The sequence below is a fragment of the Acinetobacter sp. ANC_7553 genome, assembly GCF_056779895.1.
In genome coordinates this window covers 28,680-44,006 of record NZ_JBWYIV010000016.1, presented here as the reverse complement: position 1 = coordinate 44,006, position 15,327 = coordinate 28,680, and the positions used below count along the sequence as shown (strand labels likewise).

Annotated in this window: 13 protein-coding genes; 11 read left to right on the top strand and 2 right to left on the bottom strand. The window is 40.0% G+C overall.

The window, feature by feature from the left end:
• Position 1 precedes the first annotated feature (1 nt).
• From AC1M9I_RS12610 to AC1M9I_RS12585, 6 genes are all read left to right on the top strand, one after another.
• Positions 2 to 1,603: a carboxyl transferase domain-containing protein gene (locus tag AC1M9I_RS12610; RefSeq protein ID WP_481587949.1), complete on the top strand. Its 1,602-nt coding sequence runs from the start codon at positions 2 to 4 to the stop codon at positions 1,601 to 1,603.
• A 12-nt stretch (positions 1,604 to 1,615) separates the two neighbouring features.
• On the top strand, positions 1,616 to 2,416 hold the full coding sequence (locus AC1M9I_RS12605) for an enoyl-CoA hydratase/isomerase family protein (protein ID WP_481611126.1): 801 nt from the start codon (positions 1,616 to 1,618) through the stop codon (positions 2,414 to 2,416).
• 13 nt (positions 2,417 to 2,429) lie between these two features.
• A complete protein-coding gene (locus tag AC1M9I_RS12600) occupies positions 2,430 to 4,424 on the top strand; it encodes an acetyl/propionyl/methylcrotonyl-CoA carboxylase subunit alpha (RefSeq protein ID WP_481593948.1) in 1,995 nt (664 codons plus the stop codon).
• Positions 4,424 to 5,356 (top strand): hydroxymethylglutaryl-CoA lyase, encoded by a 933-nt coding sequence (locus AC1M9I_RS12595; protein ID WP_481593967.1) that lies wholly within the window; start codon positions 4,424 to 4,426, stop codon positions 5,354 to 5,356. The genes AC1M9I_RS12600 and AC1M9I_RS12595 overlap by 1 nt, the downstream gene beginning before the upstream one ends.
• Positions 5,357 to 5,434: 78 nt before the next feature.
• Positions 5,435 to 6,139 (top strand): CoA transferase subunit A, encoded by a 705-nt coding sequence (locus AC1M9I_RS12590; RefSeq protein WP_092768413.1) that lies wholly within the window; start codon positions 5,435 to 5,437, stop codon positions 6,137 to 6,139.
• A gap of 3 nt (positions 6,140 to 6,142) precedes the next feature.
• A complete protein-coding gene (locus AC1M9I_RS12585) occupies positions 6,143 to 6,778 on the top strand; it encodes a CoA transferase subunit B (protein ID WP_092768415.1) in 636 nt (211 codons plus the stop codon).
• A gap of 39 nt (positions 6,779 to 6,817) precedes the next feature.
• Here the strand turns inward: AC1M9I_RS12585 and AC1M9I_RS12580 are convergent, their stop codons facing one another.
• Positions 6,818 to 7,909, bottom strand: coding sequence for a phospholipase A (locus AC1M9I_RS12580; protein WP_481611125.1), 1,092 nt, complete (start codon positions 7,907 to 7,909; stop codon positions 6,818 to 6,820).
• A 73-nt stretch (positions 7,910 to 7,982) separates the two neighbouring features.
• Positions 7,983 to 10,922, bottom strand: a complete 2,940-nt coding sequence (locus tag AC1M9I_RS12575; protein WP_481611124.1) for an insulinase family protein — start codon at positions 10,920 to 10,922, stop codon at positions 7,983 to 7,985.
• Positions 10,923 to 11,180: 258 nt separating this feature from the next.
• Here AC1M9I_RS12575 and AC1M9I_RS12570 point away from each other — a divergent pair, with 258 nt between their 5' ends.
• The 5 genes from AC1M9I_RS12570 to AC1M9I_RS12550 all read left to right on the top strand — a co-directional run bounded on the left by AC1M9I_RS12570 (position 11,181) and on the right by AC1M9I_RS12550 (position 15,326).
• Positions 11,181 to 12,185 (top strand): adenosine kinase, encoded by a 1,005-nt coding sequence (locus tag AC1M9I_RS12570; protein WP_481595167.1) that lies wholly within the window; start codon positions 11,181 to 11,183, stop codon positions 12,183 to 12,185.
• A 16-nt stretch (positions 12,186 to 12,201) separates the two neighbouring features.
• Positions 12,202 to 12,510: a Rieske (2Fe-2S) protein gene (locus AC1M9I_RS12565; RefSeq protein WP_171076765.1), complete on the top strand. Its 309-nt coding sequence runs from the start codon at positions 12,202 to 12,204 to the stop codon at positions 12,508 to 12,510.
• Between the two features lie 17 nt (positions 12,511 to 12,527).
• Positions 12,528 to 13,142, top strand: a complete 615-nt coding sequence (locus AC1M9I_RS12560; RefSeq protein ID WP_035266601.1) for an OB-fold-containig protein — start codon at positions 12,528 to 12,530, stop codon at positions 13,140 to 13,142.
• A gap of 412 nt (positions 13,143 to 13,554) precedes the next feature.
• Complete coding sequence (gene cydP, locus AC1M9I_RS12555; protein WP_481595180.1) at positions 13,555 to 13,746, top strand: cytochrome oxidase putative small subunit CydP; 192 nt, start codon at positions 13,555 to 13,557, stop codon at positions 13,744 to 13,746.
• Positions 13,746 to 15,326, top strand: coding sequence for a cytochrome ubiquinol oxidase subunit I (locus AC1M9I_RS12550; RefSeq protein WP_035266593.1), 1,581 nt, complete (start codon positions 13,746 to 13,748; stop codon positions 15,324 to 15,326). Before cydP ends, AC1M9I_RS12550 begins: the two co-directional genes overlap by 1 nt.
• Position 15,327 lies beyond the last annotated feature (1 nt).

Sequence of the window (15,327 nt, the reverse complement as noted above, 5' to 3'; positions counted from 1 at the left end):
GATGAACGAAATTAAAAGCAAAATCAATCCACGTAGTGAAGAGTTTAAAATCAATCAAGCTGCGATGCTTGAATTGGTCGCAGACTTAAAAAAACAAGCTCACACCATTGCCTTAGGCGGTGGAGAAAAAGCACGTCAGAAACATTTAGCACGTGGCAAATTATTACCGCGTGAGCGCATCGATCAACTCATTGATGCAGGAACTGCCTTTCTTGAAATTGGTCAACTCGCTGCTTATCAAGTTTATGCTGACGATGTTCCAGCTGCAGGTGTGGTTGCAGGTATTGGTCAAGTGCATGGTGTGACTTGCATGATCGTTGCCAATGATGCAACAGTTAAAGGAGGTACATATTATCCTTTAACTGTAAAAAAACATTTACGTGCGCAAGAAATTGCTGAACAAAATCATCTTCCTTGTATTTATATGGTCGACTCAGGCGGTGCATTTCTGCCAATGCAGGATGAAGTATTCCCTGATCGCGATCATTTTGGACGAATTTTTTACAACCAAGCACGCATGTCGAGTAAAGGTATTGCACAAATAGCCGTGGTTATGGGGAGTTGTACTGCGGGTGGCGCATATGTCCCTGCCATGTCCGATGAAACGATTATTGTCCGCAATCAAGGTACGATTTTCCTCGGTGGTCCACCTTTGGTAAAAGCTGCAACAGGTGAAGTGGTGACTGCTGAAGACCTTGGTGGTGGCGATGTTCATACCCGTTTATCTGGTGTCGCAGATCATCTTGCAGAAAGTGATGAACATGCGATTCAAATTGCACGCAATATTGTTCAAAACCTAAATATCGAACCGAAAGCATTTAAGACCGAAATTGAAGAACCACTTTATAGTGCTGAAGAACTCTATGGTGTCATTCCGAGTGACTCACGCAAACCCTTTGACATCCGTGAAGTGATTGCACGTATCGTGGATGGTTCAAGACTTGATGAATTTAAGGCTCGTTTTGGTACAACCTTAATTACAGGTTTTGCATCTATCTACGGCATGAAGGTCGGAATCATTGCCAATAACGGAATTTTATTTTCAGAGTCTGCACAGAAAGGCGCGCATTTCATCGAATTATGTACGCAACGCAATATTCCACTGCTCTTTATCCAAAACATCACCGGTTTCATGGTTGGTCGCCAATATGAAAATGAAGGTATTGCCAAAAACGGAGCTAAATTGGTGATGGCAGTAGCGACCGCAAATGTTCCTAAAATCACCTTGGTGGTCGGTGGTTCTTTTGGTGCAGGCAACTATGGAATGTGCGGTCGAGCATATTCTCCTCGCTTCTTATGGACTTGGCCGAATTCACGTATTTCCGTGATGGGCGGTGAACAAGCTGCTAGTGTTCTCTCCACGATTAAGCGTGATCAAATTGAGCAACGTGGTGAAACTTGGTCAGCTGAAGAAGAAGATCAATTCAAACAACCTTATCGTGATCAATTTGAAAAGCAAGGACATCCTTATTATGCATCTGCACGTTTATGGGATGACGGTGTGATTGATCCAGCAGAATCACGTCATGTCTTAGGTCTGAGTTTGGCTGCTGCATTGAATGCACCCATTGAACCAACTCAGTTCGGCGTGTTCCGCATGTAAGGAGAAAATGACATGAGTTATGAATTTTTACAGCTTGAAATTGAACGCCAAGTTGCGACCGTTTGGATTAATCGTGCTGAATTACACAATGCATTCAATACACAAGTGATAGAAGAGCTGAATCACTGTTTCACAACTTTAAATGCTGATGATGACGTTCGTGTTGTCGTTTTGGCAGGTCGTGGTAAAAGCTTTTCTGCAGGTGCGGACCTTAATTGGATGAAGCAAGCAGGTCAAGCATCAAAAGTGGAAAATGAAGAGGATGCTTTGAAACTTGCCAAAATGTTACAAAGTTTAGCCACGCTGAAACAACCGACTATTGCACGTGTCCATGGTATTGCATTTGGCGGCGGCATGGGGCTTGCTTCAGCATGCGATATTTGTGTGGCTTCCATTGATGCTAAGTTTGCCACTTCAGAAGTGAGATTAGGTTTAGCACCTTCAACGATTAGTCCATACGTGATCCGTGCCATCGGTGCTCGTCAAGCATCTCGATACTTTCTCACGGCTGAACGTATTTCTGCAGAGCAAGCAAAGCATATTGGTCTCGTCCATGAAGTTTGTCAGCCAGAACAGTTGGATGCCACCGTATCGGAAATCATTGATGCAATTTTGCTTGGTGGCCCTGAAGCTCAAGCTGCATCAAAGTCTTTGATTCGTTTAGTTGATCATCAAGAAGTCACAGAAGATTTACTGATTCAAACCGCCCAACACATTGCGCACGTACGTCAAGGTGATGAAGCCAAAAATGGCTTAACTGCTTTTTTAAATAAACAAAGCCCAGCATGGATTCAAGCAACGGCAGAACAATAAAAAGGAATTCAATATGTTTAAAAAAATTCTCATTGCAAACCGTGGCGAAATTGCATGTCGTGTGATTCGTAGTGCACAAAAATTAGGTATCGCAACGGTTGCAGTTTACTCAGATGCAGATACCCAAGCGCAGCATGTCAAATTAGCCGATGAAGCTATTTATATTGGTGAATCCCCTGCTGCACAAAGTTATTTACAAGCAGATCGTATTATTCAAGCTGCACTTAAAACAGGAGCTGAAGCCATCCATCCAGGTTATGGTTTCCTATCTGAAAATGATCAATTTGCGGAAGCTTGTGAAAAAAACAACATCACCTTTATAGGGCCTCCAGTGGCTGCCATCTTAGCCATGGGTTTAAAGGCAACATCTAAAGCATTGATGGAAAAAGCAGGTGTACCACTCACACCTGGGTATCATGGCAGCAATCAAGATGCAGATTTTCTTAAACAACAAGCTGATCAGATTGGTTATCCTGTGCTGATTAAAGCCAGTGCAGGTGGTGGTGGTAAAGGCATGCGCTTAGTTGAGCGTGCTGAAGACTTTCTTCCTGCACTGAACTCATGCAAAAGTGAAGCGAAATCAAGCTTTGGCAATGATGACGTTCTAATTGAACGTTATGTTGTCAATCCTCGTCATATTGAAGTGCAAGTTTTTGGTGACAAACATGGCAATTATGTTCACCTCTTTGAACGTGATTGCTCTGTGCAGCGCCGTCACCAAAAAGTCCTAGAGGAAGCCCCAGCCCCTAAAATGGCCGAAGTTAAACTCGAAGCGATGCGTGAAGCTGCGATTAATGCTGCCCGAGCAGTAGACTATGTCGGTGCTGGAACGGTTGAGTTCATTGTTGAGCAAGATGGTACAGCTTACTTCATGGAAATGAACACTCGCCTTCAAGTTGAACACCCTGTGACGGAAATGATCACAGGACAAGATTTGGTTGAATGGCAATTACGTGTTGCTTATGGTGAACCTTTGCCAAAACAACAGTCTGAATTAAAAATTCATGGCCATGCCCTTGAAGCTCGTGTTTATGCAGAAGAGCCAGAGAAAGGATTTCTCCCAGCAATTGGAAAAATTAATTATCTTCATTATCCGACTCAAAATGAATGTGTCCGTGTTGATAGTGGCATTGTGCAAGGTGATGAGATCACAACGTTCTATGATCCAATGATTGCTAAACTCATCGTATGGGGAGAAAACCGTGAAGCAGCTCTCGTCCAGATGCATCATGCTTTGAGCCACTTTCATGTCGAAGGCTTAGGCAACAATATTGCATTTTTAGATCGCTTAGTGGCATGTGACTCTTTCAAAAATGCCAATCTAGATACCAATTTAATTCAGCGTGAAGATGAGTTCCTATTTAAAACCACTACCCCTTCTTCGGCTGAAACAATTGTCACAGCAGCATTTATTGAACTGCATTCTCAGTTAAATGAATCCAAGCGTACAAGCCATCCAGTTTGGAAAGCAAAACCCCTTTGGAGAAATAATGTTGATGCGCGTACACCGATAAAACTTGAACATCTCGGACAAACGTATCAAGTTGAATTTATCTCAACTTCGCAAGGGTTCGAAGCACAGCTTGATGGCCAAAGCTACGCTATCTCAGGTCAGTTGCTCAATGAAAATCTCATAGCGATCTATACCTCTTTTGGTCAAGAGAAAATCAGTTTCAAAAAAACCAATGATGCGGTCACCCTCTTTAAAAATGGGCAGACTTTTAAATTTGAACTCATCAAACCTAATTTTAATACAGATGATCAAGCCTCATCTGACTCAAATCTAAAAGCACCAATGCCGGGTGCAGTGACACAAGTATTTGTTTCAGCAAATCAACGTGTAAAAAAAGATGAAGTGTTATTAACGTTAGAAGCAATGAAAATGGAATACGCTATACGTGCACCATTTGATGGTGTCGTAGTCGCAGCTTATTTCCAACAAGGTGATCAAGTGAAAGCTGGTGATGAGCTGGTTGAGTTTCAAGCTGCTGAGGAGAATGCGGCATGATGAAAACAACCAATCAAACCACACCAAATCACGATAATTTTGTGAAAATCGTTGAAGTTGGACCTCGTGACGGTCTTCAGAATGAAAAAATACCTTTAACATTCGAAGACAGACGCAATCTTATTCTTGATTTGATGAAAACTGGCTTGAAGAATATCGAAGTCGGTTCTTGTGTATCTGCAAAGTGGGTACCTCAAATGGCAGAAAGTGATCAACTCTATGCTAGCCTACCACATGATGAAGATATCCAGTTCAGCTTACTGACACCAAACCTTAAGGGATTCGAGTCAGCTTTAGCTGTAGGCTGTAAAGAAGTTGCGGTTTTCACCGCTGCTTCTGAAAGCTTCACTCAAAAGAATATAAATTGTTCAATTGAGGAAAGTTTTGAGAAGTTTGCTGATGTATTACAGCTTGCTCAACAACATGATATTAAAGTACGTGGATATGTTTCATGTATCGTCGACTGCCCTTATGAAGGTCCAATTGATCCATCTAAGGTTGCTGAAGTCAGTGCAAAGTTAATCGATCTAGGTTGCTACGAAGTATCCTTGGGTGAAACCATCGGCACAGCTACACCTGATCGAGTTGCCAAAGTTTGGAATGCATGTTTGGAACGAATTGAAACACAACTTTTAGCAGGTCATTTTCACAATACCTACGGCATGGCAATTGCCAATATCTATCAATCACTGACACAAGGCATCCGCATATTTGACTCATCGATTGCAGGACTTGGCGGTTGTCCTTATGCCAAAGGTGCTTCGGGTAATGTATCCACTGAAGACTTATTTTATCTCTTGTCCAATATGGGCTATGAGACTGGCATTGACCTAGATGCCCTGATGCTTGCGAGTCGTAACATTAGTCAAGTTTTGCAACGAAACAATCCATCTAACTATGCCAATGCGTATTGGCAAAAAAAATGTGCTTAGTACGTATCAGCATTATGAAATAATGAAGATCAGAAGCTGATTCAGGATGAACAAAATAAAAATACAATGAGGTGTTCAATGACGAACAAAGTGTATGAAAGTGCTGAAAGTGCACTGAACGATATCATTCAAGATGGTCAAACCTTAGCTGTTGGTGGTTTTGGCTTATGTGGTATTCCTGAGGCTTTGATTGCTGCCCTGAAACAAACAGGAGCTAAAGAGCTGACTTGTATTTCAAACAATGCAGGTGTAGATGGTTTTGGTTTGGGATTACTACTCGAAACAAAACAAATTAAAAAAATGATCTCTTCCTATGTCGGAGAAAATAAAGAATTTGAGCGACAATACTTAAATGGTGAACTTGAAGTCGAGCTAACCCCTCAAGGCACTTTGGCTGAAAAACTCCGTGCTGGTGGAGCTGGGATTCCTGCATTTTTTACCCAAACAGGCGTAGGTACGTTGATTGCAGAAGGTAAAGAAGTACGTGAGTTCAATGGTAAAGAATATATTTTAGAACCCTCTTTAACTGCAGATGTCGCTTTGGTCAAAGCGTATAAAGCAGATAAGGCAGGTAACCTAATCTTTAGGAAAACAGCTCAAAATTTTAATCCCGTTTGTGCGATGGCTGGGAAAATCACAGTCGCTGAAGTTGAGGAAATTGTAGAGATCGGTGAGCTCGATCCCGATTCGATACATTTGCCCGGCATTTATGTAAATCGTATCGTTCTTAACACCACACCAGAAAAAAGAATCGAACAAATGACCTTAAAGGCGGAGGCATAAGTTATGGCATGGACGCGTAATGAAATGGCACAACGAGCTGCCTTGGAACTCGAAGATGGATTTTATGTCAATTTAGGGATTGGATTGCCAACATTGGTTGCGAACTATATTCCTGAAAATATCAATGTTTGGCTCCAATCTGAAAATGGTTTGCTGGGAATTGGCGAATTTCCAACAAAAGAAACCGTAGATGCTGACCTGATTAATGCGGGTAAGCAAACTGTTACGGCGCGAGCAGGCGCTGCATTCTTTTCCAGTGCTGATTCATTTGCCATGATCCGTGGTGGGCACGTGAATATAGCTATACTTGGCGCTATGGAAGTCTCTGAGCAAGGTGATCTTGCGAATTGGATGATTCCAGGGAAAAAAGTCAAAGGTATGGGAGGAGCAATGGATTTGGTGGCTGGCGTACAAAAAGTCGTCGTGCTAATGGAACATTGTGCCAAAGATGGCACCCCAAAAATTGTTCCGCAATGTTCACTGCCCCTTACAGGTAAAGCAGTCGTTCATCGCGTGATTACAGATCTAGGGGTTTTGGATATCACGCCTCAAGGGGTAAAACTGATAGAACTGGCTCATGACGTCAACTTTGATGAAATACAGAAAGTGACTGGAGTTCCCCTAATTCAATCGCAATAAGATCGCTAAAAAAACCACGCCTAAGCGTGGTTTTTTTATTTAGAAAGCATTCATTAAAGAGACGCCAATACCCGCATAGGTAGCACGATGATTATAATCAATCAAACTCTCACCATACCCATCGAATAATTGAAAATGACCTCTAAGTTTGCCACTGATTGGAAATGCCCAATCAAATTGAACAGCTCCTCGAGAATCATCCCCACCCTTAAGTGAATGTCTTAACATCAAACTAAAATCATGATCATTCCAACGGTAAAAAGTCGTTAAATCACCACGACCAATATAGTTTTTAATGTCAGGATTGTTATCATCATTGAAATCTTCTTCGATTCGATACCAAGGTCGAATCATCATAGCGAAATTATCACGCTCAAATCCTAAGCTCAGCATCACACGGTTCCAACTACGTGATAAAGGATCCGAACGTCCATTTGATTGATGATTTAGCGTTAAACCGAGTAAGCGACCATTTAAACCTAAAAATTCATAGTTGGTTCGAAACACAATACTTGCTTCAGGTTCATAATTCGTTTCACGAAATGGTCGTGATTCTTCAGAGTTGTAAACCTGCCAACGAGATGACTGGGTATAACCTAACCAAATATCGCCATTATTCCCGATTAAGTTTTCAACAGCTTTGGTTTTCAGTGAAATTTGAAACTTAGACTCTAAAGACTTAAGGTTTTGATCATCTTCTACGGTGTTTTGAGGGTTTGGGCTCGATGGAAATTCGTTCTTATCAGACGTCCAAAATGCAGGAAGTAAATATACAGGTTGATGTGCACGTATATTCCATGTACCTAATTTACTGTCTTCAGCCAATTCCCATCGTTTATCAAGCAACGATGAATTTGGTGTAATTACAGGACCTTCCACTGAAAACAAGTTTTCAACTTTTTGTTCGATTTTAGACTTTAAATCCTGTGGTTCAACCTGCGGTGCTGGTATTTCACGCGCAGCCTGACGCTCAGAAACATACGCAGGTTGCTCAAGTTCAGGGGCTTTGAACAATGCATCATAGCAGGCTAAACGCTCTGCATTTGAATCAAGTGCAACGCACGCTTGTGGTGACGCTGGATTCGCTGGTACCACATCTGTTGCCCAAACAGTCTGTATAGGCAAACACATGAACGACGACACACCCAACCATATTGGTGAACGTTTTATTCTATTTCGCATTGGCAAAGCCCCATTTATAATTTTAATTCACTTGTTTTATTGCAAATCCAAGTTCTGCAAGTTGCTCTTTTTTAGCCATTGGTGCTACAACAGCCTTCGTTGGTTTTTGATTCACTAAATACGTTTCTGCTACACGTTTTAGATCATCTAACGTTACATTGAGCAAACGCTCTCGTAAAGTTTTTCTGAATTGAGGCGTACGTCCATGCAATAATGCATAACATGCAGTAATTGCTTCACCTGCTGGAGAACCAGGCTTATCCATGCTCGATACAAGACCAAGAATCGCCTCTTCAAGTTGGTGTGGTTTTTGTTCAGTATTCAATAACCAATCAATACTTGCTTCAAAATCTTGGAAAGTTTCTGCTAAACGTGGATCACGATAACTATAGAATCTAAATGCACAAGCATTGCCATCATAGCTTGCACCACCACCATAAGCGCCTCCTTTTTCACGGATTGCACTATGTAGGAAACCATTACGTAGATAACCCGCAAGCACCATTAACGGTGCTGCATCCGGATGAGAAACTTCAACTGCTGGATAAGCAGAAGCACAGAATTGGACATTGGATTGAATCAGCCATGCTTCGTCATTTTGCGTTTGTTCAAAATTAACTTCAGCAAGACGCACTGGCTCACGCTTCACTTCAAGTTTATCCCAAACATTTTGAATTTCTTCAATTAAACGTTCAGACTGTTGCTCTTCACAGACCAGTAGGAACTGTTTAGGCGCGAGTAACAACAAACGGTGAATATTTTGCAACTCTTGAATGAGGTTCGCATATGCTTGTTCATCTGTTTCAATGCTTTGAACAAGCTCGCTCAGCCAATTAAGCGCACCTAAGCCGGTATTATTATAATCACGCAATGCCAATGCACTCATATTACGAGAAGCAATCTGCATGGCATAGCTATGTCCAGAGCCAGACAAACGGGATGCCCAACGCGTCTTACGCTGTTGTAAAAGTTCAATAATACGGTCCTTTTCATCAAAACGCAGTTTCTCAAATGCCAGTTTTAACAATTGAATCGTATCTAGTTTGTGGGCAAGCGATTTGGTTGTCAGCGTTAAAAATGCGCTAATTTTACCTTTATCATCAACTTTACTACGTAGAGATGCCCCCATACCAAGGCCACCACTTACCGCTGTTTGTAATTGCTGTAATTCTAAATAATTATATTGACCTGCACCAACCTCCCCCATGAGCACGGAGAGTAAGTTAAAGTAAGGTGATTTCACGACTTGATCAGGAATTTGAATAATCACTTGTTGATAATAAATTCCGTTAGTACCAGCATGGTATAAGTTCAAGGGTGTATCTAAGTTATTAGAAATGATTTCTCTCAATTGACCTTGAACGACTGGAAGTTCGGCAGGAATATCGTCTAAACCAACTTTCGGCAATAAATCTAAGTTATCCGGAGTCGCCTGTCTTTCATTTAATGCCTCAGTCTGGCGTACAATTTCCGCTTTTTCATCATCTGTTAAGCGTGCGCCTATATCAGCTAAACGCTGTTTTTCTGCTTCAGCCTCTAATTTCGACTTATTCGCATCTGGTACAAGCGTCATCTGTACACGATGCGGATTATCAATCAAATGGGTCTTGATCAGATTAGGCAACCACATCGGGTCTTTCAACTGCTCTTTCACTTGCTCAATGGTCGAATCTACGTCCCAAACATGTATTGGATCATTATGATGAATTGCACTGCTTAAACCATTGAGGATGAGGCTTAGACCATAAGGCGTGCCATCTCCACCAATTTCTCGTTGGTGTAATTCAATTTGATGCAAAATCGCATCAACCAATGACTGATCTACAGGCTTCGAGGCAACCTCGTTCAGCACATTCAACACACCGTTTTTGAATGTTTCTGCATGTTCAGGATTTGAACCTTGAATACCACAGTAGAAAGTCATTTCATAGTTAGAATCATCAAGACCTAAAATTGGTCCTGTAGATTGAGCATAACCACACGTTTCTAAATAGTGACGTAATGGTGAAGCAGAATCTTCCAATAAGATCCCTTCAGCCAAACGTAAGCCTAAACGAAGTTGAATATCACTAGATTCAGGAAGTAACCATGCCAGTACATGGTAGGTTTTATCTTTCAAATCTTCAGCATCTACCGCGTAAGTCTCTGTCACCTCAATAGGTGCTTCTAGACGCTCTTCTGGTGTCGAATATAAGGTTTGACCTTTCTTAAACTTAGATAACGCTAAAGTTTCAAACTGCTCTTGTAACTCATAGGCAGATTGATTACCAAAAGTCATGAAAATAGCGTTACTTGGATGATAATGTGACTTATAGAAACTGACTAACTCTTCGTAAGTTAAATCAGGAATATCCTTAGGATCACCACCTGAATTATAGTGGTAAGTCGTTTTAGGGAATAAATGATGAGCAAGTTGGTGATATAACTGATCTGAAGGCGAACTCATTGCACCTTTCATTTCATTAAAAACCACACCCTTGTAAACAGGCTCACCATTTTCCAACTCAATTCGGATACCTTCTTGAGCGAAATCCAAAGGGTTTAAATTGGCTGCAAATGCTGCATCCAAATAGACGGAAAGTAAGTTTTGGAAATCTTTTTTATTCTGTGTCGCAAATGGATAAGCTGTCCAATCGGCAGCTGTAAATGCGTTCATAAACGTATTTAGAGAACGACGGATCATTAAAAAGAATGGATCACGTACAGGAAATTTTTCAGAACCACATAATGCAGTATGCTCAAGAATGTGTGCTTCGCCTTTTGAATCCATCGGTTGTGTACGGAAAGCAACTAAAAAAACATTTTCATCATGTTCAGTTGCTAGATGAAAATGCACAGCGTCAGTTTCTTTATGACGGTATTCTGAAACTAATATATCGAGTGCGGCTACATGATGTTGACGTACCAACTGAAACGCGGGATGAACGGTGTTTTGAATGGTTTCAGTAACATCTACGGTCATGTGTGCTCCTTAATTTACATAAATTTTAACAAAGATCATTATACTGATAGTTCAATACAATTCATCATTTATACAACAAACTCTAACTATTTTCCGAGTAAAATAGTCAGATTAAAACTAAATCAATAGAACTATATCGGAATTAAATAATTCATTTCGATTAAATGCGGGTTAAAGCTTGAAAATCAAGCAATACGCTACTGAATTCAATCGCATTGGTGTAAAATCGTTTTCTTTTTTCGTGATGTGAATTTAGACATGGCTAAAGTTGACCTTTTTGCGATTGGCAATGCCCTCATTGACCAAGAATTCAAAGTATCTGATGAATTTCTTTTAGAGCAAAATTTGCAAAAAGGTACTATGCAGCTTACAGATGGGGAAACTCAAGCCCGTTTATTTCAAAGCTTAAAAAATTCTCAAGAATATAAAGGTCAAGCCTCTGGGGGATCTGCAGCTAACTCAACAGTGGCTTTTAGTGCCTTAGGTGGTCAAGCGTTTTATGGATGCCGTGTTGGCAATGATGATCTTGGAGCGTTGTACTTAAAAGGTCTAAATGATGCAGGAATACAAACCTCTGAACGTTCGATCAGTGAAGGCGTAACTGGGACTTGCATGGTTTTGGTCAGTCCTGATTCAGAACGTACCATGCATACTTTCTTAGGTATTACAGCTGAACTCAGTAATGAACAAATTGATTTTGAAGCGCTAAAAACCGCTAAATGGTTATATATAGAGGGTTACCTTTCTACGAGTGATACGGCACGAGCTGCCGTGAAGCAAGCGCGTGCAATTGCGAAAGCAAATAATGTTAAAATTGCGTTAACGCTCTCTGATCCTGCTATGGTGCAGTACGCGCGTACAGGCTTGGACGAATTATTAGATGATGGTGTAGATGTTCTATTCTGTAATGAACAAGAAGCATTGATGTATACACAAACTGATGACTTACAAAATGCTCTTGCTGCACTTAAAAAATTAAGCTCTACCGTCATTATTACGCTTGGAGCAGACGGCGCTCTTGTAGCAACGGAATCAACTGAACTTCAAGTGAAAGGACGTAAAGTTGTTGCTTTAGACACGAACGGTGCTGGTGATGCTTTCTCTGGTGCATTTTTATATGCATTAAATGCTGGTAAAGATTTACAAACAGCGACTGAATTGGCTATTTTAATCTCAAGCCAAGTGGTTGCTCAATTTGGTCCACGTTTAGACGTAGCTGATTACGCTAAACTTCTTAAAGAATTTCAAATAGAAGTCGCATAAAATGAATAAAATTTGCATGACTGAAGACATTCCTGAAAGAGAATCTCGATCTTTTGAAACTGAAAATGGTGACAACATTTTCATTACGCAACGAGATGGTTGCTTCTATGCGTATCAAAATGTATGCCCACATTTGCAAGTTGAGCTCGAGTTTCTTGAAAATCAATTCTTAGATCGTGATCAAGAGTTCATTGAATGCTCTACTCATGGTGCTTTATTTGATGTAGAAACTGGTGTGTGCATTTCAGGCCCATGCCAAGGTGAATCTTTAGAAAAAGTCGAGATTAAAGTTCATTCTGATGGTGGAATTTACTTAGAATCTTAAGTCATGAGGTGAATGACATGCTGGCATTTTTAATGGAAATTGATTTAATGCCATTTCATATGTGCGTGTTTGCATTGCTAATGCTCAGCATGGCTGAAACCTTAGGCTATTTTGTTGGCTTAAGACCTAGTCAATTTATAAAAAAATTAACACCTTATTGGCTTATTCGCCTTCCTTTGCTTCAAGTTAAATTTTCCAAAGTTCTCATTCTTGTTTTTTTTCTGATCAATTTTAGTTTTGCTGGATATTTTCTTCAGCTCATTGTATTTGCAAGCCAGAAAACCTTTCTAGCTTGGTACTATGTTTTATTACCCGCTTTAATTATCGCAATCTTCTTTACGGTATTTATGATTCATTGTTTGGATCAAGTGATCAAACCCAAGTACAAATCCGAGCACTCAAATTTGCTTGGTCGACTAGCAACTGTTTCCAGTGGTAATGCACGACCTGGCTTCTCTGCTCAAGCACGCGTTCGCGATGAATTCGGTCAATTACATTATGTACAAGTTGAACCAGAGTTTGGGGAACTTGAATTTCAATCTCAAATCCTCCTGATCCGTGCAAAAAGATCTCATTTTATTGCTAAAAAAATTGCAAAAACAAATCAACTTTTCAATGTTGATCAGCATTAATGAGCTATTAACACCCCACTTCAATTATATGCATTTGATTTGAAAATAGTTCATTCAAGGTATTTTTGACGCCTATTAAATTTAAATCCAATCAACTCAACGATTATATAAAATTAATAAAATCTTTATAACCAACCATTTTAATCAGATTTAAAACCAACCAATTTAATAAGCTTTAAAACAACAATCCTATTATTTTAGTTGGAATTAAAATATTAATACCAAGTAATTTAGTCTATTTTATTTTTAAATATAACCATTTTAGTCGGATTTAATTTTATTTAAAATAAAATTATAAACAACTGTTTTTATTATATTTTTTATACTAAAAATATTTATAACTATAAAGTATTTATTTTAAATAAAAAAAAGATAATAATAATTAAAATAGATTCAAATAATGCATTTAAATATGGTGATTAAACCTTCAAGTTTAAATAAAAATTTAATCAAAGAGATTACTCTGATTCTAATTATCAAAGTAATCATTCTTATCGTGATTAAAAATATCTGGTTTGATGCACCTACCATTCCCAAAAACTTTGACCATCAAGTCGCTGAACGAATTACGGGCAGCGAACTTAAAATGAAGGAGACACGTTGATGATTTCTGAAAGCGTGGTCGATCTATCGCGGTTTCAATTTGCAATGACCGCAATGTATCACTTTATATTTGTACCCCTCACTCTAGGTTTGGCATTTATCCTTGCCATCATGGAGACCACCTACGTCATTACAGGTAAAGAGATTTACCGAGACATGACCAAGTTTTGGGGTAAGTTATTCGGGATCAACTTTGCTTTAGGGGTAACCACTGGACTAACGATGGAATTCCAGTTTGGTACAAACTGGGCTTACTACTCACATTATGTAGGTGACATTTTCGGAGCGCCATTAGCAATCGAAGGATTAATGGCCTTCTTTTTAGAATCTACTTTTATTGGTTTATTCTTTTTCGGCTGGGAACGTCTTTCTAAAGTCCAACATTTATGTGTGACATGGTTAGTGGCTTTAGGCTCTAATATGTCAGCACTTTGGATCTTGGTTGCAAATGGTTGGATGCAAAACCCTGTCGGGGCCGCATTTAACTATGAAACCATGCGTATGGAACTGGTAGATTTTGCCGCACTAATATTTAACCCAGTGGCACAAGTTAAATTTGTCCATACTGTTTCTGCGGGTTATGTGACTGGTGCAATTTTTGTATTGGCAATTTCAAGTTATTACTTACTTAAAAAACGTGATTTGGCCTTTGCCCGTCGTTCATTTGCCATTGCTGCTATTTTCGGTCTTGCTTCGACATTATCCGTAATTTTACTGGGTGATGAATCAGGATATGAATTAGGTGATGTTCAGAAAACCAAACTCGCTGCAATTGAAGCAGAATGGGATACACATCCAGCACCAGCTGCATTCACATTATTTGGTATCCCCAATCCCGAGACGCAAACAACAGACTATGCTGTGAAAATTCCATATGTCATGGGTTTAATTGCGACTCGCTCTACAACTGAACAAGTCACAGGGATCAAAGATTTAATCGCACAACATGAGCAACGTATCCGTAATGGTATGGTCGCTTATGCACAGCTTGAACAACTTCGTGCTGGAGATCAATCACCAGAACTCAAAGCTGCATTTGACGAGACTCAAAAAGATTTGGGTTATGGTCTATTGTTGAAGAAATACACACCAACTGTGGTTGATGCTACTGAACAACAAATTAAATCTGCAGCTTTAGATACTATCCCTCATGTTCCAAGTTTATTTTGGGCATTTAGAGCGATGGTGGCGTCAGGTTTCTTGATGCTCTTGTTGTTCATTCTTGCAACGTACGCTGTCATGAAACGTAATGCTGAAAATAAAACTTGGTTGCTCAAGTTTGCACTGATCGCCCTTCCACTTCCATGGATTGCAGCTCAAACAGGTTGGTACGTTGCTGAAGTTGGTCGTCAACCATGGACTATTGGTGAAGTTTTACCAACACACCTATCTGCATCAAGTATTAGTTCAGCGGATGTATGGGGTTCAATTTTAGCACTCGCTGCTTTCTATACAGTGCTGCTCATCATAGAAATGTATTTAATGATCAAATTCTCAAGACTAGGACCAAGCTCTTTACATACTGGAAAGTATCATTTCGAAAAACTAGCAGCAGCCAATAAGTCAACTGAGGAGATTTAAC

What these genes read in the sequence shown, in the direction of transcription:
- AC1M9I_RS12610 (WP_481587949.1), top strand. Translation starts at nt 2, where the DNA reads ATGAACGAAATTAAAAGCAAAATCAATCCACGTAGTGAAGAGTTTAAA.
- AC1M9I_RS12605 (WP_481611126.1), top strand. Translation starts at nt 1,616, where the DNA reads ATGAGTTATGAATTTTTACAGCTTGAAATTGAACGCCAAGTTGCGACC.
- AC1M9I_RS12600 (WP_481593948.1), top strand. Translation starts at nt 2,430, where the DNA reads ATGTTTAAAAAAATTCTCATTGCAAACCGTGGCGAAATTGCATGTCGT.
- AC1M9I_RS12595 (WP_481593967.1), top strand. Translation starts at nt 4,424, where the DNA reads ATGAAAACAACCAATCAAACCACACCAAATCACGATAATTTTGTGAAA.
- AC1M9I_RS12590 (WP_092768413.1), top strand. Translation starts at nt 5,435, where the DNA reads ATGACGAACAAAGTGTATGAAAGTGCTGAAAGTGCACTGAACGATATC.
- AC1M9I_RS12585 (WP_092768415.1), top strand. Translation starts at nt 6,143, where the DNA reads ATGGCATGGACGCGTAATGAAATGGCACAACGAGCTGCCTTGGAACTC.
- AC1M9I_RS12580 (WP_481611125.1), bottom strand. Translation starts at nt 7,909, where the DNA reads ATGTGTTTGCCTATACAGACTGTTTGGGCAACAGATGTGGTACCAGCG.
- AC1M9I_RS12575 (WP_481611124.1), bottom strand. Translation starts at nt 10,922, where the DNA reads ATGACCGTAGATGTTACTGAAACCATTCAAAACACCGTTCATCCCGCG.
- AC1M9I_RS12570 (WP_481595167.1), top strand. Translation starts at nt 11,181, where the DNA reads ATGGCTAAAGTTGACCTTTTTGCGATTGGCAATGCCCTCATTGACCAA.
- AC1M9I_RS12565 (WP_171076765.1), top strand. Translation starts at nt 12,202, where the DNA reads ATGACTGAAGACATTCCTGAAAGAGAATCTCGATCTTTTGAAACTGAA.
- AC1M9I_RS12560 (WP_035266601.1), top strand. Translation starts at nt 12,528, where the DNA reads ATGCTGGCATTTTTAATGGAAATTGATTTAATGCCATTTCATATGTGC.
- cydP (WP_481595180.1), top strand. Translation starts at nt 13,555, where the DNA reads ATGGTGATTAAACCTTCAAGTTTAAATAAAAATTTAATCAAAGAGATT.
- AC1M9I_RS12550 (WP_035266593.1), top strand. Translation starts at nt 13,746, where the DNA reads ATGATTTCTGAAAGCGTGGTCGATCTATCGCGGTTTCAATTTGCAATG.